The sequence below is a fragment of the Streptomyces deccanensis genome (genome assembly GCF_022385335.1).
Classification (GTDB): domain Bacteria; phylum Actinomycetota; class Actinomycetes; order Streptomycetales; family Streptomycetaceae; genus Streptomyces; species Streptomyces deccanensis.
Genome location: NZ_CP092431.1, coordinates 5,474,496 through 5,501,364, shown reverse-complemented (window position 1 = coordinate 5,501,364; position 26,869 = coordinate 5,474,496). Strand labels below are relative to the sequence as shown.

General features: G+C 73.0%; 21 protein-coding genes. 8 read left to right on the top strand and 13 right to left on the bottom strand.

The features are described from left to right. Positions 1-36 precede the first annotated feature (36 nt). The 3 genes from L3078_RS24500 to L3078_RS24490 all read left to right on the top strand — a co-directional run bounded on the left by L3078_RS24500 (position 37) and on the right by L3078_RS24490 (position 4,543). A complete protein-coding gene (locus tag L3078_RS24500; RefSeq protein WP_239756110.1) occupies positions 37-1,779 on the top strand; it encodes an acetylserotonin O-methyltransferase in 1,743 nt (580 codons plus the stop codon). A 102-nt stretch (positions 1,780-1,881) separates the two neighbouring features. Then, on the top strand, positions 1,882-3,726 hold the full coding sequence (locus tag L3078_RS24495) for an endo alpha-1,4 polygalactosaminidase (protein ID WP_239756109.1): 1,845 nt from the start codon (positions 1,882-1,884) through the stop codon (positions 3,724-3,726). Between the two features lie 85 nt (positions 3,727-3,811). After that, a complete protein-coding gene (locus L3078_RS24490) occupies positions 3,812-4,543 on the top strand; it encodes a hotdog fold domain-containing protein (protein WP_239756108.1) in 732 nt (243 codons plus the stop codon). A gap of 38 nt (positions 4,544-4,581) precedes the next feature. Here L3078_RS24490 and L3078_RS24485 read toward each other — a convergent pair whose 3' ends face one another. The 5 genes from L3078_RS24485 to L3078_RS24465 all read right to left on the bottom strand — a co-directional run bounded on the left by L3078_RS24485 (position 4,582) and on the right by L3078_RS24465 (position 8,291). Next, positions 4,582-4,998, bottom strand: coding sequence for a nuclear transport factor 2 family protein (locus L3078_RS24485; RefSeq protein ID WP_239756107.1), 417 nt, complete (start codon positions 4,996-4,998; stop codon positions 4,582-4,584). A gap of 5 nt (positions 4,999-5,003) precedes the next feature. Beyond that, the gene (locus L3078_RS24480) at positions 5,004-5,810 is read right to left on the bottom strand and encodes an MBL fold metallo-hydrolase (protein WP_239756106.1); all 807 of its coding nucleotides are present in this window, start codon (positions 5,808-5,810) and stop codon (positions 5,004-5,006) included. Positions 5,811-5,873: 63 nt separating this feature from the next. Beyond that, positions 5,874-6,494 carry a DsbA family protein gene (locus tag L3078_RS24475; protein ID WP_239756105.1) on the bottom strand — a complete coding sequence of 207 codons (621 nt, stop codon included), beginning with the start codon at positions 6,492-6,494 and terminating at the stop codon, positions 5,874-5,876. A 152-nt stretch (positions 6,495-6,646) separates the two neighbouring features. After that, positions 6,647-7,150 carry an MSMEG_6728 family protein gene (locus L3078_RS24470; RefSeq protein ID WP_239756104.1) on the bottom strand — a complete coding sequence of 168 codons (504 nt, stop codon included), beginning with the start codon at positions 7,148-7,150 and terminating at the stop codon, positions 6,647-6,649. Between the two features lie 31 nt (positions 7,151-7,181). Then, positions 7,182-8,291 carry a CPBP family intramembrane glutamic endopeptidase gene (locus L3078_RS24465; RefSeq protein WP_239756103.1) on the bottom strand — a complete coding sequence of 370 codons (1,110 nt, stop codon included), beginning with the start codon at positions 8,289-8,291 and terminating at the stop codon, positions 7,182-7,184. Between the two features lie 115 nt (positions 8,292-8,406). Here L3078_RS24465 and L3078_RS24460 point away from each other — a divergent pair, with 115 nt between their 5' ends. Continuing rightward, entirely contained in the window at positions 8,407-10,410 is a 2,004-nt protein-coding gene (locus L3078_RS24460) for a sensor histidine kinase (RefSeq protein ID WP_239756102.1), read from the top strand. 57 nt (positions 10,411-10,467) lie between these two features. On the opposite strand, the gene L3078_RS24455 is transcribed toward L3078_RS24460, so the two are convergent. The 3 genes from L3078_RS24455 to L3078_RS24445 form a co-directional block, all read right to left on the bottom strand. Continuing rightward, on the bottom strand, positions 10,468-10,677 hold the full coding sequence (locus L3078_RS24455) for a DUF4287 domain-containing protein (protein WP_239756101.1): 210 nt from the start codon (positions 10,675-10,677) through the stop codon (positions 10,468-10,470). A 120-nt stretch (positions 10,678-10,797) separates the two neighbouring features. After that, the gene (gene chvE / locus L3078_RS24450) at positions 10,798-11,886 is read right to left on the bottom strand and encodes a multiple monosaccharide ABC transporter substrate-binding protein (RefSeq protein WP_239756100.1); all 1,089 of its coding nucleotides are present in this window, start codon (positions 11,884-11,886) and stop codon (positions 10,798-10,800) included. Positions 11,887-12,360: 474 nt separating this feature from the next. After that, positions 12,361-13,077 carry a polysaccharide deacetylase family protein gene (locus L3078_RS24445; RefSeq protein WP_239756099.1) on the bottom strand — a complete coding sequence of 239 codons (717 nt, stop codon included), beginning with the start codon at positions 13,075-13,077 and terminating at the stop codon, positions 12,361-12,363. A 324-nt stretch (positions 13,078-13,401) separates the two neighbouring features. Here L3078_RS24445 and L3078_RS24440 point away from each other — a divergent pair, with 324 nt between their 5' ends. The 4 genes from L3078_RS24440 to L3078_RS24425 all read left to right on the top strand — a co-directional run bounded on the left by L3078_RS24440 (position 13,402) and on the right by L3078_RS24425 (position 23,365). Next, positions 13,402-14,916, top strand: a complete 1,515-nt coding sequence (locus L3078_RS24440) for a hypothetical protein (RefSeq protein WP_239756098.1) — start codon at positions 13,402-13,404, stop codon at positions 14,914-14,916. A 258-nt stretch (positions 14,917-15,174) separates the two neighbouring features. Continuing rightward, a complete protein-coding gene (locus L3078_RS24435) occupies positions 15,175-20,691 on the top strand; it encodes a glutamate synthase-related protein (RefSeq protein ID WP_239756097.1) in 5,517 nt (1,838 codons plus the stop codon). Beyond that, positions 20,688-22,460, top strand: coding sequence for a diflavin oxidoreductase (locus L3078_RS24430; RefSeq protein WP_239756096.1), 1,773 nt, complete (start codon positions 20,688-20,690; stop codon positions 22,458-22,460). The genes L3078_RS24435 and L3078_RS24430 overlap by 4 nt, the downstream gene beginning before the upstream one ends. Positions 22,461-22,462: 2 nt before the next feature. Further along, complete coding sequence (locus L3078_RS24425; RefSeq protein ID WP_239756095.1) at positions 22,463-23,365, top strand: ChuX/HutX family heme-like substrate-binding protein; 903 nt, start codon at positions 22,463-22,465, stop codon at positions 23,363-23,365. Positions 23,366-23,389: 24 nt separating this feature from the next. Here L3078_RS24425 and L3078_RS24420 read toward each other — a convergent pair whose 3' ends face one another. The 5 genes from L3078_RS24420 to L3078_RS24400 form a co-directional block, all read right to left on the bottom strand. Beyond that, positions 23,390-24,028 (bottom strand): hypothetical protein, encoded by a 639-nt coding sequence (locus tag L3078_RS24420; protein WP_239756094.1) that lies wholly within the window; start codon positions 24,026-24,028, stop codon positions 23,390-23,392. Between the two features lie 221 nt (positions 24,029-24,249). After that, positions 24,250-25,818: an SDR family oxidoreductase gene (locus L3078_RS24415; protein ID WP_239756093.1), complete on the bottom strand. Its 1,569-nt coding sequence runs from the start codon at positions 25,816-25,818 to the stop codon at positions 24,250-24,252. A gap of 93 nt (positions 25,819-25,911) precedes the next feature. Then, positions 25,912-26,193, bottom strand: coding sequence for a type II toxin-antitoxin system RelE family toxin (locus L3078_RS24410; RefSeq protein ID WP_239756092.1), 282 nt, complete (start codon positions 26,191-26,193; stop codon positions 25,912-25,914). Positions 26,194-26,197: 4 nt separating this feature from the next. Continuing rightward, on the bottom strand, positions 26,198-26,479 hold the full coding sequence (locus L3078_RS24405) for a type II toxin-antitoxin system Phd/YefM family antitoxin (RefSeq protein WP_239756091.1): 282 nt from the start codon (positions 26,477-26,479) through the stop codon (positions 26,198-26,200). Between the two features lie 107 nt (positions 26,480-26,586). Further along, the gene (locus L3078_RS24400) at positions 26,587-26,835 is read right to left on the bottom strand and encodes a hypothetical protein (RefSeq protein ID WP_239756090.1); all 249 of its coding nucleotides are present in this window, start codon (positions 26,833-26,835) and stop codon (positions 26,587-26,589) included. Positions 26,836-26,869 lie beyond the last annotated feature (34 nt).

The window sequence follows — 26,869 nt, the reverse complement described above, 5'->3', positions numbered from 1 at the left end:
CCCCCACCTCCCCACCCCCGAATGAGGATCCCCGCGATGATCACGACGATCACGACGTCGTCGGGCGACACGTCCCGCCTGCGCGCGACGGTCGACTTCGTCAAGGAACAGGACACCGCCGCACTGCTCCCGCTGCTGCTGCCCGGACTCGACGGTCCCGAGCTGCGGGCCCTGACGGAGCGCTGCCGCTTCTCGCATGCCGCGCTGCTCGTCTTCCCCTCCGACGAGGCGGAGTTGCGCGCCATGCTCACCGCCTGCGGCCTCGGCACGGTGCCCTCGCCGAGGCCGAGCGTCGTCGTGCGCGAGCGACTGGCCGTACGGCACCGGCGGCCGGTGGCCGAGCTGGACGTCTCCATCCTGCGACCGGTGGTGACCGGCGCGGACGGGGAGCGCCGTACGGTCGAGGTGTTCGCGCTGACCGTGCCGCCGGGGTCGGGCCTGGAGCCGCTGGCCGCGCGGGAGCGGGAGCGGGAGCACGAGACCCACCTCGCCTTCGACGTCGTGGCACCCGACCCGCTGGCGCTGCGCGGCCTGTGCGCGACCTTCGCGCGCCACGGGGCCACCCCCGACGGCGGCGGCTACAACGCGCACGAGAACGGCACCGTGTTCTACTTCGACGCGCCCGCCGAGGCCAAGGCCGGGTACCGGCGCGTGGAGCTGTACGTCCCCGGCGACCACCGCGACCTGCTCGCCGACCACCTCGCCGGGCATCGCGCCCGACAGCCCGCCGAAACGCTCCTGCGCCTGCTGACCGGGGCCTGGACGACCCAGGCGCTGACCGCCTTCGCCCGGCTCGGGGTGGCCGACGCCATGGACGGCGAACGCGGGACCGGCGTGGCGGAGCTGGCCCGGGAGGTCGACGCACGGCCGGAGAACCTCGCGGTTCTGCTGCGGTACCTCGTGATGCTGGGTGTGGTGGCGGAGGGCCGCGACGGCTTCCGGCTCACCGCGCCGGGCGCGCTGCTGCGGGCGGAGGCGCCGGGGTCGATGCGGGCGCTGGCGCTGATGTACGGCGGCCCGTTCTACCGGTCCTTCGCCGAACTCGGGCACACCGTGCGCACGGGAGAGGTCGCCTTCGACCACCTCTACGGCGAGAACCACTTCGACCACTTCGCTCGCGACCCCGAACTGGCGGAACTCTTCGACCGGTCCATGGCCGCCGGAGCCGCCATGTTCGACCCGCTGCCCACGCATCCGGCGCTCACCGCCGCCGCCGAGGCGCCGGCCGGGGCCACGGTGGTCGATGTCGCGGGCGGCAACGGGGAGTTGCTCGGCCGCCTCCTCGCCGCGCACCCCCGGTTGAACGGGGTCCTGCTTGAACGGCCGCACGCCGTCGAGGCCGCCCGCCGCCTGCTGACGGAGGCGGGCCACGGCACCCGCTGCGCCTTCGTGGCCGGCGACTTCGCGGACGTGCCCACGGGCGGTGACGTCTACGTCCTGTCCCGCGTCCTGCACGACTGGGACGACGAGCGCTGCCGCGAGATCCTGCGCCACTGCGCCCGCGCGATGCCCGACCACGCCGAACTGCTCGTCGTCGAGCGTGTCCTGCCCTCCGACGGCTCGGTCTCGCTGGCCACCGCCTGGGACCTGCACATGATGTGCAACGTCGGCGGACGCGAACGGCGCGCCGACCACTACGGCCAGCTGTTCGCCGACGCCGGCCTCGCCCTGGTGGACCTGACCCCGCTGCCCCTGGACGGTCACGTACTGCACGTGCGGAAGGCCGAGCATGCGCACAGGTGTGAACAGCGGTGTGAACAGCGGCACTCGGGCCGGTGATCAGTGTGTCCCGGTAAGCGCTGTCTCGCGGTAAAAGCGCGCGGCTACTCTGCTCTCACTGAACAGCCTAGAGAAGGCACGGCACAGGAAAAGGTGACGGGCATGCCGCTGAGGCCCGGTGATGTGGAGTTCATAGGCGGCTACACGCTGACCGACCGACTCGGCAGCGGCGGCATGGGCATCGTCTACCTGGGCCGCTCCGCGTCGGGACGGCAGGTCGCGGTCAAGGTCGTCCACCCGCCCTACGCGCAGGACGAGGAGTTCCGTACGCGGTTCCGGCAGGAGATCGCGGCGGCGCGCCAGGTGAGCGGGGCGTTCACGGCGCCGGTCGTGGACGCCGACCCGGACGCCGAGCAGCCGTGGATGGCGACGCTGTACGTGCCCGGCCGCACCCTGTCCGATGTCGTGGCCCAGGACGGCCCGTTGACCGGACGCGCCTTGCGCACGCTCGCCCTGGGCCTCGTCGAGGCGCTGCGGGACATCCACCGGGCCGGGGTGGTGCACCGCGACCTGAAGCCGAGCAACGTGCTGATGGCCGAGGACGGTCCCCGCGTCATCGACTTCGGCGTCTCGCACGCCGTCGACAACGAAGCCCTCACCGTGACGGGGCGACTGATCGGCACCCCGCCCTTCATGTCGCCGGAGCAGTTCGCCTCACCCCGGGAGGTCACCGCCGCGTCGGACGTGTTCTCCCTGGGGTCGGTGCTCGTGTACGCGGCCACCGGCACCCGCCCGTTCGACGGCAGCAGCCCGTACCTGACGGGCTACCAGGTGATGTACGAGGCGCCGGCCCTGGACGGGGTCGCCGAACCGCTCCGGAGCATCGCCGAACGCTGTCTGGCCAAGGACCCGACCGCCCGCCCCGACCTCGCGGACCTGCACCGCATGGTGCTGACGCTGCCGGATTCCCCGGACTCGTCGGACTCCCCGGCCTCTACGGAATCGCCGGCGGCATCGGGGTCGCCGGGGGCATCGGGGTCGCCGGGGGCACCGGAGTCGCCGGGCACCTCCGGTGGGCGTCCCGCTCGTCGGGGGCGGCGGGGGCTGCGCGTTCTCATCGGTCTCGCCGCCGTCCTGGTCGTCACCGGGCTGAGCTTCACGCTGATGACGACGAGCGGGGAGACGGAGGAGAAGAGCCCGGCGGACCGGAGCGACAGCTCCCCGTCGGCCGGTGCGCCCGCCTCCTCCACCGCATCCGCGCCGACACCGGGAGCTGGGTCGGGGTCCGGGGCCGCCGGGGTGGCGCTGCCGCCGAAGCACGTGCGGTGGGACTACCAGATCGGCGGCGCGTACTCCCTGCCGGCCGGCGTGCGGGTGGTCAGCCGTAGCCACGAGGACCCGGCCGCGCCGGGGGCGTACAACATCTGCAACTTCAACGCCCTCCAGGCGCAGGAGGACGCGGAGGACGACTGGGACTCCGATCTGCTGCTGCGCGACGCCGACGGGAAGGTCGTCCGCGACGAGGAGTGGAACGAGGCGGTCCTGGACATTCGCACGGCCGCCAAGCGGGAGCGCGTCGCCTCGCGGGTGAACGGCTGGATCGACGAGTGCGCGGCCAAGGGGTACCAGGCGGTCGAGCCCGACAACTACGACACGTTCACCCGCTTCCCGGACCACCTCACGGCCGATCAGGCCAAGGCCTTCATGAAGCTGCTGTCGGCGCACGCCCACGCGAAGGGCCTGGCCGTCGCCCAGAAGAACACCCTGGAGCTGGCGCCCGACCGCGCGTCCGTGGGCATGGACTTCGCCGTGGTGGAGGAGTGCGGCGAGTGGGACGAGTGCGGGGACTTCGCGAAGGCGTTCGACGACAACGTCTTCGTCGTCGAGTACACGGCGAAGGGCCTGGCGAACGCATGCGAGGGCTGGGGCGGCGAACTGAGCATCGTCCGCCGCGACCAGGACGTGGTGCCCGAGGGCACCGGCGGCTACCTCGAACAGACCTGCTGACCCCGGCCCGGCCGTGTGGGGGCGGTCGGGCGGTGAGGGGGCGCGCTCCGGCGGTCGTCAGCAGGTCTGTGGTGGAGTGGGCGGTATGAGCGACATCGAGACGATCACGGTGCCCGACCTGCTGCGGGGCTATCCCGGGGTGGCGTTCGGCGGGTACGTGGCGGGGGTGCTGGCCCGGCGGGCGGAGGCCGGGACCGTGCGGGTGGACTTCCGGCGGCCGACGCCCGTCGACGTGCCGGTGGGGCTCGCGCGGACCGCCGACGGCGGGGCCGTGCTGACCGGCGCGGACGGGGTCCTCGCGGCGGCCGTGCCCGACGAGGCGGACCTCGCGGCACTCGGCGTACCCGCACCCCCGTCCTGGGCAGAGGCGTCCGCGGCGGCCGAGGCCTATCGCGCGGCACCTCCGGCGGGGGCCGTGGACTGCTTCGGCTGCGGGCTCGACCGTACGCCCGACACCGGGCTCCGCCTGCACTGCGGAGGCGTTCCCGGGCGGGACCTGGTGGCCACCGCGTGGACACCGGGCCCCGCGCTCGCGGACGCCGACGGGATGCTGCCGGCGGAGCTGGTGTGGGGAGCGCTGGACTGCCCGGGAAACGCGGCGGGCCGGCAGCTCGGGACGATGCCCGGGGGCGCGGTGACCGCCTCGCTGACCGCCCGGCTGCTCCGGCCGGTGCCGATCTCCGCGCGGTTGGTGTCGTACGCGTGGGTCGTCGCGGAGGAGGGCCGGAAGCACCGTGTGGGCGCCGCCCTGGCCACGGCCGAGGGCGACCTCTGCGGCACCTCCTCGGCCCTGTGGGTGGCCCCCCGCCCGGCCTGACGCGGCGTCAGGCCGGGTGTCGGGAACGGCCGATGCGGTCAGGTCGGCATGGCCTCGCGGACGAGGGCCGTGTCGACGAACTGTTCGAAGCGGACGATGAGGCCGCCGCGGACGGTGAAGTGGTGGGCGACGCGGACGTTGATGTGCTTGCCGGTGGCCTTGTTGGTCGCGGTGTAGCGGGCGAGGACGACGACGTTCTCGCCGTCGACGACATAGGTGTCGTCGTGGGCGGTCCAGTCGTCCCAGTCCTGGCCGAGCTTCTCCATGACGTGGGACGTGACCCCGTCGGGGGTGCGGTAGGTGCCGGCGAGGGGGAAGCCCGCCATCTCCGTCCACTCCACGTCGGGGGCGAGGGTGGCCCGCAGGGCCGCCAGGTCACGCGCCGCGGAGGCGAGGTACTGACGGCGTACGACGTCCGCCGGGGCGGTGGACGTGGCGAAGTCGGTGGTGGTCATCCCCGTCAGCCCCACTTCATCTCGCCCTTGGCGACCTTCGCGCCGATCTGCGCGGCGATCCCCATCCCGTTGTCGGGGTAACGCTTGACGAGCGCCTCGGTGAGGGACGCGCCGTCGGCGGCCTTGTCCAGCTCCTCCTCGAAGGCGAGCAGGTAGGCGCGGGTCGCGGCGATGGCGGAGGCGTCGGCCGGGGTGCCGGGCAGACGGTGCCCGGGGACGACCAGCTCGGGGTCGAGCGCGGCCATCTCGTCCAGCAGGTCGATCCAGGCCGCGCGGTCGCCCGGGGTGGGGGTGTCGGCGACCCAGACGTGCTCCTGCTGGAAGAGCAGCACGCCGCCGAGGAGGGCGCGGGACTCGGCCTGCCACAGGTAGTGGCGGTCGGGCAGGGCGGCCGGACCGCCCCTGAGCTCGAAGCGGTGGCCCTCCAGGGTGAGGTCACCGGTGAGCGGTTCGAGGTCGACCAGGCGGGTGGGCAGGTTGGCGCCGAGGGCCGCCCAGGCCTTGAGCTTGCCCTCGTAGGAGTGGTGGATGTGGTCGATGACGAGCGGGGTGGCGACGAAGACCGCGTCGGGGAAGGCGTCGGCGATCACTTCGGCGCCGAAGTAGAAGTCGGGGTCGCCGTGGGAGACGAAGACGGTGGTCAGCTTCTTGCCGGAGTCGAGGATCGCGGCGGCCAGGCGGTGGCCGTCGGCGCGGGTGAAGGCGGCGTCCACGAGCAGGGCCTCGTTCTCGCCGGTGACGAGGGTGGCGGTCTTGTTCTTGCTGCCTGCCGGGAAGTCGAGGTCGAGGACCTTGTAGGAGAGGGTGCTCATCGTTGGCTCCTTGACGGGGGTGTGCGGGGGATCCCAGGGGGCGGGGACGGGGGCGGGGGTGGTTCAGAGGATGGCCGCGGCGGCGAGCCGCGCGTCGATCTCGTCGGCGGTGGCGCGGCCGTACGCCAGTTCGGTGACGCTTCCCTGGCCGTCGACGGCCAGGAGGGTGGGGAAGCCGGTGACGCCCAGTTCGGCGGCGCGGCGGAAGTCGGCCTCCGCCGCCGCCTTCGTCCCGGGCGACTCGAACGCGGTGACCACGGCGTCGGCGTCCAGTCCGGCGCCCTCGGCGATCTTCCGGTAGGTGGCCGGGTCGGAGAGGCTGAGGCCGTCGACGTAGAACGCGCGCTGGAGTTCGACGGCCAGTTCCGCGGCGCGGTCGGGGGCGGCGTCGCGCAGGGCGGCCATGCCGCGCGCGGCGGCTTCGGAGTCCATCACGAACGACCCGTCCGCGACGAGCCGCTCGTACGCCTCGCCGAACTCGGCGCCGGTCAGCTCGGCGATCTGGGCGTTGGCACCCCGGACGTGACCGAACCGCCGGATCGGCACCCGTCGCGAGCCGGTGAACAGGCCGCCGGAGACGACCTCGACCGGCAGGTCGGGGTGGCGGGCGACGACCTCGCTCAGGGTGCCGGAGAACCCGTGCGACCAGCCGCAGTAGGCATCGAAGACGTAGACCAGCTTCATGGAAATCCTCGGCGGGGCGTGGCGCCCGCCGGTTGCGGGCGACTCACCTGAGAGAACAGTAACTGACGCGTCAGACATTCTCTCCGGGCGCGTGACGCCCGCCACACCTCTCGCTCCCCCGCTCCCACACTGCCAAGTGGTCCTACGCGGTCCTACGCGGCAGCGCCGGGCCTCCCGTCGGAGGGCGGAGGGTCTTCGCGGTCCGAGGTCGGCCAGACGTACGGCAGATCGTCCGGCTCGCCGGGGAAGGAAGGGGCGTAGATCTCCGGGTCCTTGCGCAGGAGTGCCGACCGGTGGCTGCGGTGGAAGGCGTCGTCGCCGAGCCAGGGCGGGAGTTCCCCGGCGGCGGCCAGTCGGGCCTGGTCACGTGGGCGCGTGTCGGGGCGGAACGCGGCGAAGTCGGCGACCAGGGTGGCCGCGCAGCTGTCCTGATGCCCCAGATCGCACCAGACCGCGCAGACCTCCAGGCCGTACCGGACCAGCGCCTCCTCGTACCCCGCCCACATCCGTACGGCCGGATGCCGGCGCCACCCGTACCCCGGCACGATCAGCCCCCGGAGCACCTGCAGCGCCTCGACCCGCTGCTTGCCGAGCCGGCGCCGGTCCAGGACCAGCGCCGAGGCCCGGAAGCCGGGATACGGAAGGAAGGTCTGCATGCCGTCGTCCCCCTCGCGGGTCGCCGGACGCTCACCGGGTGTGCGCGGGCGCGGTCGTCGGGCCCGGGACCGGGTACCCCTGTCCCACGGAGTGAAGACCATGGGTCGTGTTCCTGACGCCTCGGCGGCGGGCGAGGTACAGGACGACCGCCGCGTAGAGGACGACCAGCGGGACGTCCACGGCCAGCATCAGCGGGCCCATGTCGGCGGCCGTCTCGTCGGTGTCGAGGCCGCCTGCGATCGCGGCCATGAAGCCCATGGCGAGGAGGTTGTTGAGGACGTGCAGGGCGATCGCCGCCTCCAGGCCGCCCGTGCGGATGGTCAGCAGGCCCGCGACGAGACCGAACACCACCAGGTCGACGAAGCCCCAGGGTGTCCCCCAGCCGTGCGCGGCGGCGAAGAGCACCGCCTGCGGTGCCACCGCGACCCACGGTGAGCGGAACCAGGCTCCGACCGCCTGGATCAGCCAGCCGCGGAAGACGTACTCCTCGGCCGCGGCCTGGAACGGTACGAGCAGACAGACGGTCGCGAGGCCGAGCAGGAACGGGGACAGCCCCGCCCAGGTCAGCTCCGGTCCGCCGCCCTCGGGGGCGGGCAGCAGCAGGGACAGGCCCATGATCGCGGCGGACACGGGCAGCGCCACCGCGAGGCACAGCCCCAGCCAGCGCCACCGCAGCGCGCCCGTCACCGAGGAGACCGTGCCGGCCGGGCGGCGCTGCACCCAGCGCGCGGCCAGCAGCACCACCGGGATGCACAGGGCGAGGGAGAGCAGGGTCAGGGCGGTGTCGCCGGTCCCGCCCCAGACGACGTTGCCGTCGGCGTCGCGGGGACGGTCGAGGACCGCACCGGCGATCTCGCCGCCGACGAACACGGCGAGGGCGACGAGGATCGCACCGCCGAGCACCATGGCGGTCCCCAGCGGCGACCGCCACCGACCGGGGGCCCCGGCCGCCACCGCCATCCGGTGATACGGAAGGGGCTCCGCCGTGGGCACGGGGGCCGGGGGCGGATACCAGGGCAGGCCGGGGGCCGGGGTGCCGTAGGGGGTCGGGGTGAAGTACTGGGGCGGGCTCCCGTACGGAGCCGGCGGTGCCGGGTGTCGGGGCGGCTCGTCGGTGCCGGAGGGGTGACTCGTCGTCATTCCCTCAGCATTCCGGTGGTGCGCAGCCTCCACGTCGGCCGTGGGCACGACCCGTGTCTCCACCCTGGGATAGGCAGGACCCCGACAGCGAACCGAAAGTATGATCGACGCCATCATGGCGCTCCTACGGAACTGGCTGCTGCCCGCGCTGTTGGCCGTCGCGCAGTTGTCCCTCTGGCCGGGGCTCGCGCTCTCTCGCGGCCAGACGGTGGAGACGACGGCACTCGTCGTCGGCCCGGCCGTGACCGTGGTCGCCTGCGTCGTCCTCGGGGTGCGCGGGCGCCACCCGGTCGTCGCGGCGCTCGTCATCGACACCCTGTTGACCGCCGGGTTCGTCGTGCCGGACCGGGCGCTGGTTGCCGCCGCGGTGGCGGGTGTGGTCGCGCTGTACTCGGTGGCGGTGCGGCGTCCCGCCCGTACGGCGGTCCTCGTCGCGTCCGTCCTGGTCGCCTCGGGCGTCGTCAGGGCGCTGCTGCTGTACGACTCGGCGGTCGACGTGGGCGGTGAGGCCCTGGCGAGTCTCGCGGTGTACGCGGGAACCGTGGGGGTCGGTCGCACCCGCCGCCGGTGGCTCGCCGGACGGCGGGCCGCCGAACGGGAGTTGGCACGGGCCGAGGCCGTACGGGTCACCGCGGCGACCACGGAACGCCACCGGCTCGCCCGTGAACTGCACGACGTCAGCGCGCACCACCTCACCTCCGTGGTGGTCACGGCGAACGCCGCCCGCCACGTCGGTGACCGCGACCCCCGGCTGACCGCCGACGCCCTGCGGTTGGCGGCGGAGGCCGGGCGGGAGACCGTGGCCGCGCTGCACCGGCTCGTCGCGGTGATGATGACGTCGGCGGCCGACGAGGAGAGCCCGCTCGCGGAACGCGTGGGCGAACTCGCGGCGGGCTGCGTACGTCTGGGCCAGCGCGTCGACGTGGACATCGCCCCCGGCGCGGCCGGCCTGACGGGGCCGGTGGCCGAGGCCGCCTTCGGCATCGCACGCGAGGCCCTCACCAACACGCTCCGCTACGCCCCCGGCGCGACGGTACGTGTGGTGATCCGCGACTCCGACGGCACCCTGGACGTCCTCGTGGAGGACGACGCGACCCCGCCCCCGGCCACGGGCTCCACCACCGCGGAGGCCGCCGGCGCGACTCCCCCCGCCACCTCCGACGCGACGCGGGGCACGCAAGGCCTCGGCGGCGGGCGCGGGACCGCCGGGATGCGGGACCGGGCGCGGGGGGTCGGGGGGACGCTCGTGTCGGGGGCCCGGGGGGACGCTCCCGGGTGGGCGGTGCGGGCGCGGCTGCCGTGGCCGCAGACGGGCGGCGGCGTCAACTCGGTTCGGTCGCGCTGGAGTTGGGCCGACGCGGCGACCGTGCTGGCCCTGATCACGCTCCCGGTCGTCGCCGTGCTCATCGAGCGGCCCGGCGCCACCGTCGCGGCCTGCCCGCCCGCCGTACTCCACGCGCTGGCGCTGCTGTGGCGGCGCCGGGCCCCCTGGACCGTGCTCCTCGTGGTGCTGGCCACCGCCTGGATCCCGGCGCTCTGCCTGGCGTTCGGGCTGCTGCCGGCGAACGTGGCGTGGGCGCTGACGCTGGCGGGGGCCGGCGCGGACTGTGTCGCCCTGTACGCGGTGGCGGCCTTCGCGGGGCCCGCCGACCGCACCTGGCCGGCGATCGGGCTGGTCGCCGCCGGTCTCGCGTCGACGACGGTCGCGCTGGGCCTGCTGGACGGCGCCGACGCGGCCCGGGCGGAGGGCATCGGCCCCTGGTTCCACGTCTTTTTCGCCGTCCTCCTCACGCTGCCTCTGGCCGTGGTGACGGCCGGCGTGTGGGGCGTGGGCGTGTTCGTCCGCAGGCGCCGCGAGTACGTCACCCAGCGGGAGGTCAGTCATATGTCGGCGGTGGTGTGGTCCGCCGTCGTCGAGGCGCACGCCGAGCGGCAGCGGATCGCCGCCGAGCTGCGTCAGGCCGTGCTGCGCCACGCGCACGAGGTGGTGGCACACGCCGAACGCGACGACCTCGACGGCGCCGCGGACCAGGCCAGAGCGGGCCTGGCCGCCATGCGCGAACTCCTGGCCGTACTGAAGGGACCGGCCGAACCGCTGAACGCGACGACCGGCCCCTGACGGGAACGGGGCGTCAGGGGCGCCGGTCTGACGGGAACGGGTGACAGGGGTCCCGGTTCAGTCGGCCCGTTCGGCGAGCGTGTGGGCGACGAGCGCGTTGGCGTGGCCGTGCCCGAGGCCGTGTTCGCTCTTGAGCCAGGCGACGAGCTCCATGTGCCGGCTCAACGGCGACGACCGGATCAGTTCCTTCCACTCCGCGATCGGACGGCCGTACTTCTTCTCGATCGAGGGGAAATAACTGGCGGGGCCCTTCACGGGTGCGGTCATGGCGGTCGCGTCCCTTCCTGTCCGGCCCGGCATTGCCCGGCCTCGGTCGTTCTTCGTCCGTCATGACCGGCGCGGGCGGCGGAACTCATCGGCCTCCGGGAGTGATCCGGGCCACAGCGGTCACTTCAGGTCCTCGGCCGTGTAGTAGTCGCTGCCGAGCAGGATGTACTCGTAGTTGGACTTGTCGACGCTGATCGGCTGGAGGAGGTACGCGGGGACCGCCTTGACCCCGTTCTTGTAGGCGCGCCTGTTGTTCAGCTCGGGGGTGTCGCCGTTGAGGATGTCGTCGGCCATTTCCGCGGCCCGCTCGGCGAGCTGCCTGAGGTCCTTGTAGATGGTCTGCGACTGCTCGCCCGCGATGATCGACTTCACCGAGGCCAGTTCGGCGTCCTGTCCCGTGATGACGGGCAGGGGGTTCCCGGCGGTGCCGTAGCCGTCCGCCTTCAGGGCGTTGATGACGCCGATGGAGATGCCGTCGTACGGCGAGAGGACCGCGTCGACCTTCTCGGTGCGGTAGGACTCGGCGAGGACCTTGGTCATCCGCTTCTGCGCGGTCGGCCCGTCCCAGCGCAGGGTGGTGATCTGGTCCATGTCGGTCTCGCCGGACCGGACCACCAACTGCTTGTTGTCCAGGTACGGCTGGAGCAGGTGCATCGCGCCGTCGAAGAAGAACTTGGTGTTGTTGTCGTCGGGGGAGCCGGCGAACAGCTCGATGTTGAACGGACCCTTGCCGTCCTCCAGGCCGAGCTTGTCGATGATGTGGCGGGCCTGGAGCCGGCCGACCTGCTCGTTGTCGAAGGAGACGTAGTAGTCGACGTTCTTGGTGCCGAGGATGAGCCGGTCGTAGGAGATCACCGGGATGTCCGCGGCGGCGGCCTGCTTGAGCACGCCGCCCAGCGACTTGTTGTCGATGGCCGCGACGATGAGGGCGTCCACGCGCTGCTCGACCAGCTTCTCGATCTGGGCGACCTGGGCCTTGGGGTCGTCGTCGCCATAGACCAGTTCGGTCTTGTACCCCTTGGCCTTCAGGTCCTCCACGACGCTCTTGCCGTCGGTGAGCCAGCGCTCGGAGGCCCGGGTCGGCATGGCGATACCGATCGTGCCGCCCCCGGAAGCGACCTCGGCCTCCGAGCCGCCGCAGGCGGACACGGTGAGAGCGAGGGAGGTCGCTCCGGCGAGGGCCGCGAGGACGGCTCTTCGGTTGCGCATGGTGATCGTTTCCCGTTCTGGTCGTCGTGGGCAGGGTGACGGCGCGCCGGATGACCGCGGGAGGGCGGCGGAGCGGGTCGGGTCGTCCCGGGGAGCATCCGCTCGGCGGCCGGGTGGACCGCGCGGGGCCGCCGAGGTCGTCGGGGGCTCACCGCACACCGGCTGTTCCGACCCCGCGGCCGGAGCGTGCCGCGACGCCGGTCGGGCCGCGTCACTGCGCTCCGACCACGTGGGGGCTGATTCCGGTGATACGCGGGCACGTGCCTTTCAACCGTTCGAAATCTCGTCACATGGTCGGAATATTGGCGAGACATTAGGAGGGTATGTGCCGGGTGTCAACGGAACGAACACGATTGGTTGCAGAGACGTGTGGGGCCGGTGGTGCGGAAGTGACGCGAAAGTGGGTGCGCCGTTGGGGCGGCGCACCGGTGCCGTACTCCTGCCGTACGAGTGAAAGGGCTGGTCAGGGGCTGGTCAGGGGCGGTAGGCGGCGCGGTTGTGGTAGGTGACCTTGCCGACGGGGAGCTTGGTGGGGGCGAAGAGCTGGTCGACCGTGACGAAGTGGAAGCCGCGGGCCTTGAGGGCCTTGATGATGCCCGGCACCGCGTCGACCGTCGTCCTGTGGATGTCGTGCATGAGGACGATGTCGCCGGGCCTGGTCTCCGCGTTGACGTACTTGACGAGCCGGGCCGCGTCCTTGTACTTCCAGTCGAGGGTGTCGACGCTCCAGTGCACCAGCGGTCGCCCGGCGGCCGAGCGGACGGTCGCGTTGTGGGCGCCGTAGGGGGCGCGGAAGGTGGTGGGCTTCTTGCCGGTCGCCTGCTTGATCGCGGTGTCCGTGCGGGAGAGCTGCGACTTGACCTTCGCGGCGCTGAGCTTGGTCAGGTTCGCGTGGTCCCAGCTGTGGTTGCCTATCTGGTGGCCGGCCTGCGACGCGGCGCGCACCGTCGCCGGGTACTTCTGGACGTTCGTGCCGACGGCGTAGAACGTCGCTCTGACATCCCGGTCGTTCAGGACGCCCAACAGCCGCTGGGTGTCCTTGACCGGCCCGTCGTCGAAGGTCAGGGCGACGCACTTCACCTTGCGGCAGTCGACGGCCTGGGGGGCGGCGGAGGCGGACGAGGCGGTGCCGACGAGCGTGGTGGCGCACAGTGCGGTGGTGACGGCCGAGATGACGAGGCGACGTTCCATCAGATCCTCCGATGACGGCGAGCTTCCCTTGAACTCCCCTTGCGGGCAGCGGACTTCCCTGTAAGACGCGCACGACGCGTCCTTGGATGTATGCGAAGGGCCGCACGATTCGGAGGGTTTCGTACCGGTTCGGCGGGGCGGACGTCCGGCCCCGGTCCGCCCTCCCGCGATCCGGTCCGGGGCCGCCCCCGCGTCCCCGGCGCGGGCCCTCACATACCGCCGCCGGCCTCTCCCGGCGCGCACCCTCTGACGCCGCACAACTGGCCCTGTTTACAAGGAAGTTGCGAGGGGAGGAAAGGTACGGGACAGGGGCGGGGTGGTCGTGTGAGGTGGCGTCGTCGGTCGAAGTCCGGGACCTCCGCGGCCGGTGCGGAGCCGGAGCCCCCACCCACGCCCGGCGCGGGCCCGGCCGACGAGGACCCCGACGCCGCTCTCAAGCGGCGCGTGGGCGCGCTGTTCTCCGAGGCGCAGGAACGGATGCTCGAAGGCCTGTCCCCCCAGGCCGTGCCGCTTCAGCAGGAGGCCCGGCGGCTGATGTACCTGCTGATCGACCGGAACCCGGACGACCTTGAGGCCCGGCGGATGCTCGGCAGCCTCCTGTACGGCCTGGGCTCCACGCTGGCCGCCGCACACCAGCCGGACGAGGCTCTCGCCGTACTCACGGAGTGCGCCGGCGTCTACGAGGCACTCGTCGGCGCCGGTGAGTCCGACATGGCGCCGCTCCTCGCGGACGTCCACGCCCGCAAGGCCCAGGCGCTGACCCGGCGGGGGCACGGCGTGTCCGCCGTCGTCGAGTCGGACCAGGCGGTCATGGCCTACCTGGACCTCGGCGCCGACTCCGGCGACAGCCCCCTGAACCTGGACCTCGCCCGGGTCCTCAGCCTGCACGCGGGCGTGCTGTACGAGTACGGCGACCGGGACCTCGCCGTCTGCGCCGCGGACTGGGCCGTCCGGTACTACTTCGCCAAGGCCGGGACCGTCAACGGCGGCCCGCCCGCCGAGGCCTTCACCCACGGGCGGTACCTGCGGCAGGCCGCCGCTGTCGCGGCGCGGGTCCACACCGAGCAGGGCAGAGCCGAGATCGCCCTGGCGGTCGGGGCGACGGAGGTGCACAGCGCGCGGGTGATGGCCCTGCCGGACGGGCCGGACGACCGAACCAACCTGGCCTCCGCCCTCACCCGCCACGGACTCAACCTCCGGGTCGCGGGCCGTACGGCCGAGGGCAACGACCTCGTCCGGGAGGCCCGCGGCATCGATCCCGCCGTCGAGGCCGACGCCACGAGGGAGTGGCAGGCGCTGACCGGCCGGAGCGCCGGGCCGGGGCGCCCGCACACCTCCTACTCCGCCGCGATCGCCGCCGCGGCCCGCCTGCTCGGCGAGGACGAGGTGCCGTCCGTTCTGCGCGACCTCGCGTTCGACCCGGCGGCCGGGGCCACGACCGTGACGCCCTCGCTGCGCTGCGCGCCGCAGAGCGCGCCCGTCCTCGCGACCCTGCTCGCCCTCGTCGCCGTCCGCCTGCTGGACGATCCGGACCCGTCCGCCACCCGGGCGGCCGGCCTCCTCGGGCGCGAGGCGCACTGTCTGTTCGCCTCGGCCTCACAGGGCCGGGTGACGGCCATGCGCCTCCAGTTCCGCGAGTTCGGGGGCTCCTGGGCGCGGCTGCTGCTCGCCCTGATCCCCACGTTCGCGGCCAGTCCCGGGGCCGCGGCGCTGGCGGAGGACCTGACGGGCTGGCTGGGCGGCGTCGCTCTCCAGCTCCAGCCGTTCACCCTCGTCGACGAGCCGACCCGCCGGCTGGTCGAGCAGTGCACCGCCCTCATCGAGCGCCAGGGCTCCTGACCGGACCCACCCGGCACACACACGCAGGAACCCACCCGGCCCCCACACGCGGGACCCACCCGGCACATACGTGCACGGCACACCCTTGCCGGGAACTTAGGCCCGCCTTACTATGGTCAATCGCACCACTCAGGGCCCCGGACGTCACACCGGTCCGCCCGCGGCGAGCGCTTCACCGACGCAGCCTGGCCGTTCCTCCCCCAGTGCCTCAAGGGCCTGGGAGGCACACCCAGCCGGAACACGTCACGGGACCCGCCCTTGAATCACGCATCTGCCACGCCCGTCGGTCTGTACGACCCCGCCCGCGACCACAGCGACTGCGGCGTCGGCTTCCTCACCCGCCTCGACGGGACGCCGAGCCATGACGTCATCCTCAAGGGCGACGAGGCGCTCCGCGCCATCCCGCACCGCGGCGGCACCTCCGCCGAGGGTGTCGGCGACGGCGCGGGCGTCAGCGTCGACCTGTCGGTGGAGTTCTTCGCCGCGCTCACCGGCGAGGACCTGCGCGCCGGGCACTTCGGCGTCGCCAACTGCTTCGTGCCGACCGACCCGGACCGCCGCGCCCGCGCGGTCGACCTCGTCGGCCGGTGCGTCGCCGACGAGGGCTTCGAGACGCTGCTCGTCCGGGACGTGCCCGTCGACCACAGCGTGGCCCGGCCCGCCGCCGAGCAGTACCAACTGCCCATCGTGCAATGGGTGTTCCGCGCCCCCGAGGAGTGGTCGCGCGAGGACGTGGACGCGGCCGCCCACCGCGCGCTGCTCGCCGTCGAGGCCGTCGCCTACGCCGACACCGACACCTACGCCGGGCTGTACCCGCTCTCGCTCAGCACGCGCACCCAGGTCCTCAAGGGCCGCCTCAACTCCGGTGAGCTCGTCGGCTACTTCCGCGACCTCACCGACCCCCGCCACTCCGTCCGGTCCCTGTACTTCCACACCCGGTTCTCCACGAACACCGAGCCGCACCCGACGATGGCGCAGCCGTTCCGGCTGATGGCGCACAACGGCGAGCTGAACACCGACCGCAAGAACCGGCTCTCCGACGAGGCCCTCGCGCGCGCCCGGACCCGCAGCATCGTGCGCCCGCCGGGCCAGTCCGACTCCAGCCGCCTCGACCAGACCCTGCAGAGCCGCGTCTTCGACGACGGCCTGGACCTCGTCGAGGCCGTCGTCTCCCTGATGCCGCCCGCCTGGGAGAACGACCGCACGCTCCCCGCCCCCGTCCGCGACATGCTGGAGTATTTCTCCCTCTACGAGGAGAAGAACGACGGCCCCGCCGCCCTCATCTTCAGCGACGGCGACGTCGTCGGCGCCCGCCTGGACCGGCTCGGGCTGCGCCCGCTGCGTACGGTCGAGACGGCCGAGTACCTGATGGTGGCCTCGGAGGCCGGCCAGGTCGCGTTCCCGGACGACGAGGTGGTGCGCCGGGGCCGCATCGAGGCCGGCGGCATGCTCGTCGTCGACCACCGCACCGGACGCGTGCTGCGCACCCGTGACGTGCTCGACGCCCTCGCCGCGCGCCGCCCGTACGGCGAGCTGCTCGACGCGGCCCGGGTGAACCTCGACGACCTGCCCGCCCCCGACTACTACCGGGGCACCACCACGCTCGGCTACGACGGCGACCTGAGCCTCGCCGGCCGGTACGTGGCGTACGCGCTGAACCAGGAGAGCTTCCGGTTCATGCTCGACCCGATGCTCGCCACCGGCTCGGAGCGGATCTCCGCGATGGGCTACGGCAACGCCATCAACGCGCTCAGCGACACCGAGGGCGGCATGGCGAAGTACTTCTCGCAGCGGTTCGCCCAGGTCACCAACCCGCCGCTGGACAGCATCCGCGAAGCCGACGGCATGAGCATGCGGGTCGCGCTCGGCCCGAAGCCCGACGGCACCCACGCCACCAACGGCCGCCAGCTCGTCGTCTCCTCGCCCGTGCTCGGACACCTCGACATGGTGCGGCTGCGGGACCAGCGGATCGTGCCGCTGGAGCGGTTCGCCATGCTCTACGAGCCGGTGGCCGGGGACGAGACCGCGAACGCCGACGCCCTACGGACGGCGCTGCACCGGCTCTGCGACGACGTCGAGCGGTTCGCCGCCGAGCAGGGCGGCATCGCTCTGCTCACCGACCGGGCCGTCTCCTCCACGCGCGCCCCGCTGCCCGTGATCCTCGCCGTCGCGGCCGTCAACCAGCGGCTCATCGAGACCGGGCTGCGGCTGCGTGTCTCGCTCGTCGTGGAGAGCGGCCAGCTGGCCTCCTCGCACCACGTCGCGACCGCGCTCGGCTTCGGCGCCTCCGCCGTCTACAGCCTGAGCGCGCGGCTGCGCGCCGAGGAGAAGTTCCCCAGCGCGGCGGCACCGGCCGGCGAGATCACCGAGACCGACCGGGCGCTCGCCAAGTTCCGCAAGGCGGCCGAGAAGTCCCTCGCCAAGACCATGGGCCGTGTCGGTCTGTGCACCGCCGAGAGCTACATCGGCGGCGAGTTCTTCGAGCCGAACTACCTCGACACCCGCGACGACGTCTTCGCCCAGGCCTTCCCGCACATGGAGGCCCCGGTCGGCGGCGTCGGGTTCGCCCGGATCGCGCAGGCCGCCACGGACTGGCACGAGCGGGCCCGCACGGTCGAGACCGAGCAGCAGATCCCGCTGCTCGGGCTGTTCAAGGAACGGTCCGACGGCGCCGGCCACTCCTTCGGCGTCACCGCCGTACGCGGCTTCGGCGACATGGTCGAGGAGCGCCCGGAGTTCGGGAAGCCCGACGACTCCGACGCGCTGCGCCTGCTCACCCTCGGCCAGCTCGACGACGCGTTCGGCATCACCGACGCCGCGTACCGCAACACCGGGTACGACGCGCTCAGCGACGCCGAGATCGACGCGTTCCGGATCACCCCCGGCTACCGCGCCTTCCTGCGGACCACGCACGAGGAGCGCTCGCGCCGCCCGGCCGCGCTGCGGGACGTGCTCGCGCTGCCCGCCGACGTCACCGGCCTGCGTACGGCCGAGGACTTCGCCCGGGAGCTGGGCCGGTTCTCCACGGACGGGAACGCGAGCGTCACGGTGCGCGGGCTGGCCGTGACGGTCACGGCGGACGGCGTCCACCTGCGCCTCACCTCCCCGGGGCCCGAGGCGGCCGAGCGTCACGCCGCCCTCGCCGACGGCCTCGCCCGCCTCGGTGACGTACGGACCGTCGCCGTGGACGCCGACGGCGTCACGGTCACCGCCTCCGGCACCGCCGCCCACCTCCTCGCCCTCCTCGACAGCGCCCCCGACAGCGTCCCGCTCGACGAGGTGCAGCCCGCGCACGAGATCACCCGCTCGCTCGCCTCCGGCGCGATGAGCCACGGCGCGCTCGTGGCGACCGCGCACGAGGCCGTCGCGCACGGCACCAACATGGTCGGCGCTCTGTCGAACAGCGGTGAGGGCGGCGAGCACCACACCCGGTACGGCACCATCCGGGGCTCCCGGATCAAGCAGTTCGCGTCCGGCCGCTTCGGCATCTGGGCGGGCTATCTCGCCGACCCGATGCTCCAGGAGCTGGAGATCAAGATCGGGCAGGGCGCCAAGCCCGGCGAGGGCGGCCAGCTGCCCGCGCCGAAGGTCACCGTGGACATCGCGGCGGCCCGTGGCGGCACCCCCGGCATCGAGCTGATATCGCCTCCCCCGCACCACGACACGTACTCCATCGAGGACCTCGCCCAGCTCATCCACGACTGCAAGGCCGCCCGCGTCCGCGTCATCGTCAAGCTGGTCTCCTCGGAGGGCATCGGCACCATCGCGGTCGGGGTGGCCAAGGCCGGCGCGGACGTCATCAACGTCGCCGGGAACACCGGCGGCACGGGCGCGGCGGCCGTCACCAGCCTCAAGTACGCCGGGCGTTCGGCGGAGATCGGTGTCGCCGAGGTCCACCAGGCGCTCGTCGCCAACGGCCTGCGCCAGAAGGTCGTGCTGCGCTGCTCCGGCGCCCACCAGACCGGCGGCGACGTCGTCAGGTCGGCCCTGCTCGGCGGCGACAGCTTCGAGTTCGGCACGACCGCGCTGATGATGCTCGGCTGCGTCATGGCGAAGAACTGCAACGTCAAGTGCCCGGCCGGCCTCACCACCAACCCGGAGGTCTTCGAGGGCGACCCGCGCGCGCTGGCCCAGTACCTCCTCAACATCGCGCACGACGTCCGCCAGATCCTCGCCCGCCTCGGCCTGCGCTCGCTGCGCGAGGCCCGGGGCCGTACGGACCTGCTCCAGCTCCTCGACCACCCGGCGAGCGTCGGCCGCCTCGACGTCCGCCGCCTCCTCGCGCGCGTGCCGGAGAAGATCGTCGAGAACCCGGAGTACCTGGAGAAGGACTTCACCACCGACGACGCCCTCATCGAGCGGGTCCGCGAGGCGCTCCTCGACCGGCGCGAGCCGTCCCTGCTCGTCGACGGCGTCCGCCTCGGCAACAGCGACAAGTCGGTGGGCGGGCAGCTCGGCATCGACGTGGAACGCCTCCTCAACCACGAGTTCGAAGGCGCTGTACCGGCCGTCACCACCGACGACCGGGGCCGCCGCCGGCTGGTCGACGGCGCCGTGACCGTCCGCACCACCGGCTCGGCCGGACAGTCGTACGGCGTCTTCTGCAACGACGGCATCACCCTCGAACACACCGGCACCGCCAACGACGGTGTCGGCAAGAGCCAGAGCGGCGGCCGGATCGTCGTCCGCGCGCCCGGCGGCGGCAGCACCGAACGCGGCGGCAACGTCCTCGTCGGCAACTTCGCGCTGTTCGGCGCGACCGGCGGCCGGACCTTCGTGCAGGGCGAGGCGGGCGACCGGTTCGCCGTGCGCAACTCCGGTGCGACGGCAGTCGTCGAGGGCGTCGGCGACTTCGGCTGCGAGTACATGACCGGCGGCACGGTCCTCAACCTCGGCGGCTTCGGCAAGGGCCTCGGCAACGGCATGAGCGGCGGCTTCCTCTACCAGTACGACCCCTCCGGCGAGCTGCCGGGCCGGGTCAGCGCCGACTCGCTCCTCGTCTTCCCCGTGACCGACACCGCGCACGGCGCCTTCCACGAGGAGGCCGTACGGCTGCTGCTGACCTGGCACGTGGAGGCCACCGGCTCGCCGCTCGCGGCCCGGCTGCTGGAGAACTGGGCAAGCGAGCGGGAGCACGTGTACTGCGGGATGCCCCGCGCGCTGCTCCTCTACCAGGACGCCGGGGAAATCCTCGCGGCGGCGACCCGCAACGAGCTGCTGGACGAGCTGGCGACGTCGATCGCGACGGACAAGCTGCGCGCGTTCAAGGTCGACTACCGCGACCGCCGCACCGTCCTCGGCGGCCGGGCCCCCGCCTTCGGCGACCAGGGCAGCGACGACATGTTCTCCCTGCTGTCGTCGTACACGGTGCTCGGTGTCGCGCAGGACCTCGCGCTCCAGCGGGTGCCCGGCGCGAGCGGCCCGGACGACCCCAAGGTCGCCGAGGCCGTCCGGAACCTGATCCTGACCGAGGACTTCTTCGTCAAGCAGCGGGTCGTGAAGTACCTGCGCGGCACGCTCGACCGCTTCGACGACGGCGAACTCGCCACGCTCATCGCGATCAAGCGGCTCGACGACTACAAGCGCGCCCTGAAGCAGCGCAACAACCTCAGCGTGGACGCGCCCGGCACCTCCGGCTGGATCGTCCACCAGACCACGAAGAACGCGGGCCGCGTACGCGCCGCCCGGTTCGACGAACTGCTCGCGAACGCCGCGCTCGACGACATCGCCGCGCGCCTCGCCCCGCAGGCCCCGACCGAGACGGTGACCGCGTGACCCTCCTGCCTCCGGCCCTCCCCCCGACCGGCTCCCTCATCCCGGCCGACGCGCCGTTCTCCGCCCAGCAGGAGGCGTGGCTCGCCGGGTTCCTCGCCGGTGTCGCGGCCGCCGGACGCCGGCAGGGCGCGGGCTCCGACGCACCGGCGGCGACGATCGACGTCCTGATCGGCACCCAGACCGGCAACGCCGAGCTGGTCGCCGAGGACGTCGTCGCGGGCGCCCGCGCGCGAGGCCTCGGCGGCCGGACGGCGGCCCTGGACGACGTCACACCGGAGGCCCTCGCCGCGATGTCCCACGTCATCGTGGTGACATCCACGTACGGCGAGGGCGAGATGCCCGACAACGCCGGGCTGTTCTGGGAGGCGCTGCAGTCCGACACCGCCCCGCGCCTGGAGGGCGTGCGCTACGCGGTCCTCGGGCTCGGCGACCGTGGCTACGACGACTTCTGCCAGGCCGCGAAGCTCATCGACACCCGGCTGGAACAGCTGGGCGCGACCCGGCTGCACGAACGCGTCGACTGCGACGTGGACTTCGAGGAGCCGGCCGCCGAGTGGACGACGGCGGTACTGGAGCGCCTGGTCGCGGAGACCGGCGCGACAGGCGGCGCGGGCACGGGCGCCCCCGTGTCGAAGGCGTCGGAGGCGTCGGTGGCACCCGCCCGCCCCCGCTCCCCGTGGAACAAGCGCACCCCGTACCCCTCCCGGCTCACCACGAACCGGCTCCTGTCCTCCCCGCACAGCGCGAAGGAGATCCGCCACTACGAGTTCGACCTCGGCGACAGCGGCATCACCTACGAGGCGGGCGACGCGCTGGCGGTCGTACCGCTGAACGACGAGACGCTGGTGGGCGACCTCCTGACGTATCTGCACGCGGGCGGCGACGCGGAGACGGCCGAACTCCTGCGCACCGAGCGGGAGATCCGCACGCCGTCGAAGGAACTGATCGCCGACCTCGTGGAACGGGCCCCCACGAGCGAGCTGGCCTCGGTCGTCGCCCACGGCGACCGCTCGGACCTGGACTCCTGGCTCTGGGGCCGGGACGTACTGGACCTGCTGCGCGACGCCGGCCCCGAGGCACCGTCGCTGGCCGAACTCCTGCCGCTCCTCCGGCCGTTGCAGGCCCGGCAGTACTCGATCTCGTCGAGCCCGCTGGCGCACCCCGGCAGCGTCCACCTCACGGTCGCGTCGGTCCGCTACGACTCCGGGCAGCGGACGTACGGGGGCGTGGCGTCGACGTACCTGGCGGACCGGATCGGCGCGGACGCGACGGTGGGCGTCTACCTCCAGCCGAACGCCTCCTTCAGCGTCCCGGCCGACGACGACTCCCCCATGATCATGATCGGCCCCGGCACGGGCATCGCCCCCTTCCGCGGCTTCCTGCACGAGCGGGCCGCGCGGGGCGCCTCCGGCCGCAACTGGCTGTTCTTCGGCGACCGGCACCGCGAGACGGACTTCGTGTACGAGGACGAGCTGACGGAGCTGCGCCGACGCGGCGTCCTCACCGAACTCGACCTCGCCTTCTCCCGCGACCAGGCCGAGAAGATCTACGTCCAGACGCGGATGCGGGAGCGGTCGCGGGAGCTGTACGCGTGGCTGGAGGAGGGCGCGCACGTCTACGTCTGCGGCGACGCCTCCCGGATGGCGAAGGACGTCGAGGCGGCGCTGCTGGGCGTCATCGCCGAGCAGCGCGGCCGTGGCGACGACGACGCGGCGGAGTACCTGGCCGCGCTCCGCCGGGCGAAGCGCTACGTACGGGACGTGTACTGACCATGACCGACCACCACGGCTGCGGCTTCGAGGCGTGCTGCGGCCGGCGCACCGGCACCGCACGCCTGATCGACCCCCGGATGCCGGAACTGGCCCGCAGCCTGACCCTCTTCCGCCACGTCCAGGCGCTCACCGGCGGCCCGGTCGCCCGCCTCGACCAGGCGGGCAGCTACGCGGTACCGAGCCTGCGCGGCGAGGCCTTCGCCGTCCACCCGGGCTCGGGCTCGATCGCGCTGCGCCTGGACGCCGACGGGGTGGACGCGGCCGTGCTCACCCGCGACGCCGAGGACGCGGTCTCCGTACGCCTCCTCGACCGGTCCGGCCGGACCGTGCACGAGGGCCGGCTCCTGTCGGAGGGCGACCGCCTGCTGGCGGGCCTGGCGGACACAGTCGAGGCGGGGGCGGGGGCCGCCGACGTACGGGAACGCCCCGAGGCCCCCTCCTGGGAGAACGGCGACCAACTCGCCCAGCTCGACGCGATCCTGGCGGACGGCGGTTCCGCCCGGCGCGCGGCGCTCACCCGCTACGGCGGCGAGCACCGCCACGTGGACCCGGCTGTCCTCCCCTCCCTCCTCGACCACGTCTGCTCGGTGGGCCTGCCCATCGGGGTGGCGGTCTTCGCCCCGTCGGCGATGCAGGCCTGCGCGGGCCCCGTCCACGTCACCGACCGCACGGCCGGCGGCCGCGTGTACGCGGCGGTGGCGAACGGCTCCCTGGAGCTGGACCTCCCCGCCGTCCACTCCTGCCACCTGGTCCGCTCCACAGCCGCCCACGGCCCCACCTCGTCCCTCGAACTCGACGACGAGAACGGCGACTGCGTCGCGCTCCTCACCCAGTTCGGCATCGTGGGGGAACGGGTGCACGGGGCGTGGGAGCACTTGGCGGCGTCACTGCCGGGCGCGTAAGGGCCCGGCAGTGATGACGGTCGGTCAGTACAGCTTGTTGACGGCCGTGGTCGTGGTCTTCTTGAAGGCGGCCACGGGTGCGCCGGTGAAGTCGCCCAGCTGCTGCCACTGAACGACGGTGACGGTCCTGCCGTCGCGCCCGACCGACATCAGGGCGACGTCGTTGGCGCCCCCGGACGTCTCGACGTTCACGCCACGGACGCGGGCGCCCTCCTCGACCGACAGCTTCCCGTAGTCCCGGCCCTCAGCGTCCACGTCGGGCGAGCCCGCCTCGAGACGGTCGGCGCAGGTGCGGAACAGGTCGTCGTAGTGCTTCGCCAGGCCCTTGGCCAGAGCGGGCGTGCTCGCCACGACGGTCAGCTGCACGGCATTGGTGTCCACGTCGGTCCGGAACTCCCGGTGCCGGTAGACGTAGTCGGACACGTTCTCCGTGTGGAAGCAGAGGTCGAGCGACGCCGGGACCCCCTCCTTGACCGGCCCGGCGGTCCAGGACGACGACGGGTGCGGCGGCAGCTGCGACGCCGACAGGAACTTCGGCGCGGCGGCCTTCGACGCGGCGGCCTTCGACGCGGCGCCGGCGGCCGGCGCCACCAGAACCGAGCCGGCCGCGAGGGCGGCGACGGCGAGTGCGGTGAGAGCGCTGGTTCGGATGCGCATGGACATGGGTGTTCCCCCGTGATTGATGAGTGCGTGGACGGTGCCTGGACATGAATCCCCCGACGAGGCCGGCTGGTCGGCCCGGCCCCGGTCGGTGCGACACCAAAAGCATCAGCGGTCACGACGACCGGAGGCAACAGCCGACGGCCGATCAAGCACGGTGGAACCATCCCACCCCATCCGACCTGCGGATACATAGGTGCCTGGGATACCGACCCACCCGTCCGTCAGTGCGTGCGGGCCGGTTCGGGGGCGGTGTCCGTGTGGGCTTCGGCCTCCGCCGCCGCCGCGATGTTGCGTGCCATCCCGCCGAAAACCGCCGCGTGAAAGGGAGCCACGGCCCACCAGTACGCGTGCCCGGCGAGCCCGTGCGGGTGGAACAGGGCGCGTTGCCGGTAGACCGTGTGCCCCTCCTCGTCCCGGTCGACGGTCATCTCCAGCCAGGCCAGGCCCGGCAGCCGCATCTCCGCGCGGAGGCGGAGCAGCCGGCCGGGCTCGATCTCCTCGACCCGCCAGAAGTCGAGGCTGTCGCCGATCCGCAGCCGGGTCGCGTCGCGGCGGCCCCGGCGCAGGCCGACCCCGCCGACCAGCCGGTCCGCCCAGCCGCGCAGGGACCAGGCCAGCGGCGAGGAGTACCAGCCGTTCTCGCCGCCGATCGCCTCCACCACCCGCCACAGCGCCTGCGGCGACGCCGCCACCGGGCGCTCCCGGCGGTCCTCGTACAGGCTGCCGCCCGCCCAGTCGGGGTCGGTCGGCAGCGGGTCGCTGGGCGCGCGGGGCGTCGCGGCCGAGGACCACCGGGTCGCCACGTCCGCGTCCCGCACCCGCCGCAGGGCCAGCGCGATCGCCCGGTCCAGGCCGACCGGCCCCTCCGGCGGGTCGGGCACGTACCGGACGATGTCCCGCTCGCCGCACACCACCTCGTGCTTCAGCGACTCGACGAGCGGGCGCGCGAGACCGCCCGGCACCGGGGTGACCAGCCCGACCCACAGACTGGACAGCCGAGGGGTCAGCGGCGGCACGGGCACGATCACCCGCTTCGGCAGCTCCGCGACGGCCGCGTACCGCCGCATCATCTGCTCGTACGTGACGACGTCCGGCCCGCCGATGTCGAAGGTCCGGTTCACGTCGTCCGGCAGCCGCGCGCACCCCACGAGGAGACGGAGCACGTCCCGGACGGCGATGGGCTGGATACGGGTGCGCACCCAGCTCGGGGTCACCATCACAGGCAGCCGCTCGGTGAGATGGCGCAGCATCTCGAACGACGCCGAGCCCGACCCGATGATCACGGCGGCACGGAGCACGGCGGTCGGCACACCCGAGGCCAGCAGCACGCGGCCCACCTCGGCGCGGGACCGCAGATGCGGCGAGAGCTCGTGCTCGGGGACTCCGGCGGGGGTCAGCCCACCGAGGTACACGATCCGCCGTACGCCCGCCGCCCGCGCCCGCTCCCCGAAGACCTCGGCCGCCCGCCGGTCGGTCTCCTCGAACCCCCGCCCGGTGCCGAGCGCGTGCACGAGGTAGTACGCGACGTCCACGCCCTCCATGGCCGCCCCCACGGACTCCCCGTCGGTCACGTCCCCCCGCACGACCTCCGCCCGCCCGGCCCACGGATGGTCCCGCAGCTTCCCGGGCGACCGAGCCAGACACCGTACGGCGTACCCGGCGTCCAACAACTCCGGCACGAGCCGCCCCCCGATGTACCCGGTGGCCCCGGTGACCAGACAGCGCGGCAGGCGATCATCGTCGTAGGCAATCGCCCGGTCCGACGTACGGGACGCACGGTTCGCACTCATCCAGGCACCGCCCTCCGTCACGACCCCCCGGCCCATGCTCAGCGCCGCACGGGGGCACCGCAACCTCGGTACGAAGCTCGCCGCGCCCCGGAGCTACGGGACTTGGCGGTAGATATCGCGCCGGTTGCCTACGGCCAGGACCCACACGATCAACTGGCCGCCCTCAACGGTGTAGACGACGCGGGAGTCACCGACTCTGAGCCGCCAGCGGGCACTGTGCCCTTGGAGTGCCTTGATGTCGAACGACTCGGTGCCTCCCGCGTCCATCGCCTTCTGCAGTTCGGCGAGGCGGTACAGAATGCGCAGCGCGTCAGGGCGCGGAACCTTCAGCATGTCCCGCTGAGCATGCGGCGTGAAGCGCGTGACGTACCCCATGAGGTCAGCTCTGATGGGTGCGCAGCAGGGCGGCCATCTCTTCCAAGGAGACCGACCCCTCCGTACCCTCGGATTCGGCTTCGTCGGCCAGCTGGTTGAGCCATGCCTCTTCGGCGTTCTCGGCGATCTCACGCAGGCGCTGGTACTCCTGGATGTCGATCACGACGGCTTCCTGCTTGCCGCGCCGCGTGATGATCGTCGGGGTTTCCTCCCGATGGGCGCGATCGATGACGTCGGCGAGGTGACTGCGGACTTCGGCCATTGATTCGATCACCGGCTCACTCATGTAACAAATGTATCAGGTGTACATGAGGGCACCGATCGATCGTCGCGCAGCGGCCGAGCGCGAATCCCGGCCGCCGACTCGGCACCACACCCCTCACCCGGGTCCCGTCAGCGGGCGTGGTTCAGCACGTTCCCGTTCGCGCAGTGGTTGACGGTGTCGCCGGTCCACGACCCGCCCACCGGCACGACGGCGAGTTCCTGGAAGCAGACGGCGGCGGCGCTGAAGTTCCAGTTGTTGGCGGCGTTGACTCCGGGGCCGAAGTTGCTGTCGTTGTCGGCGGTGGCGTCCGCGTGGGCGGGAGAGGCGAGGGCGAGGGCGGCGGCGGGCAGCAGGGCCAGCGTCATGATCTTCTTCATGCTGGCCCCAACGACCCTTCGACCCTGCGGGACA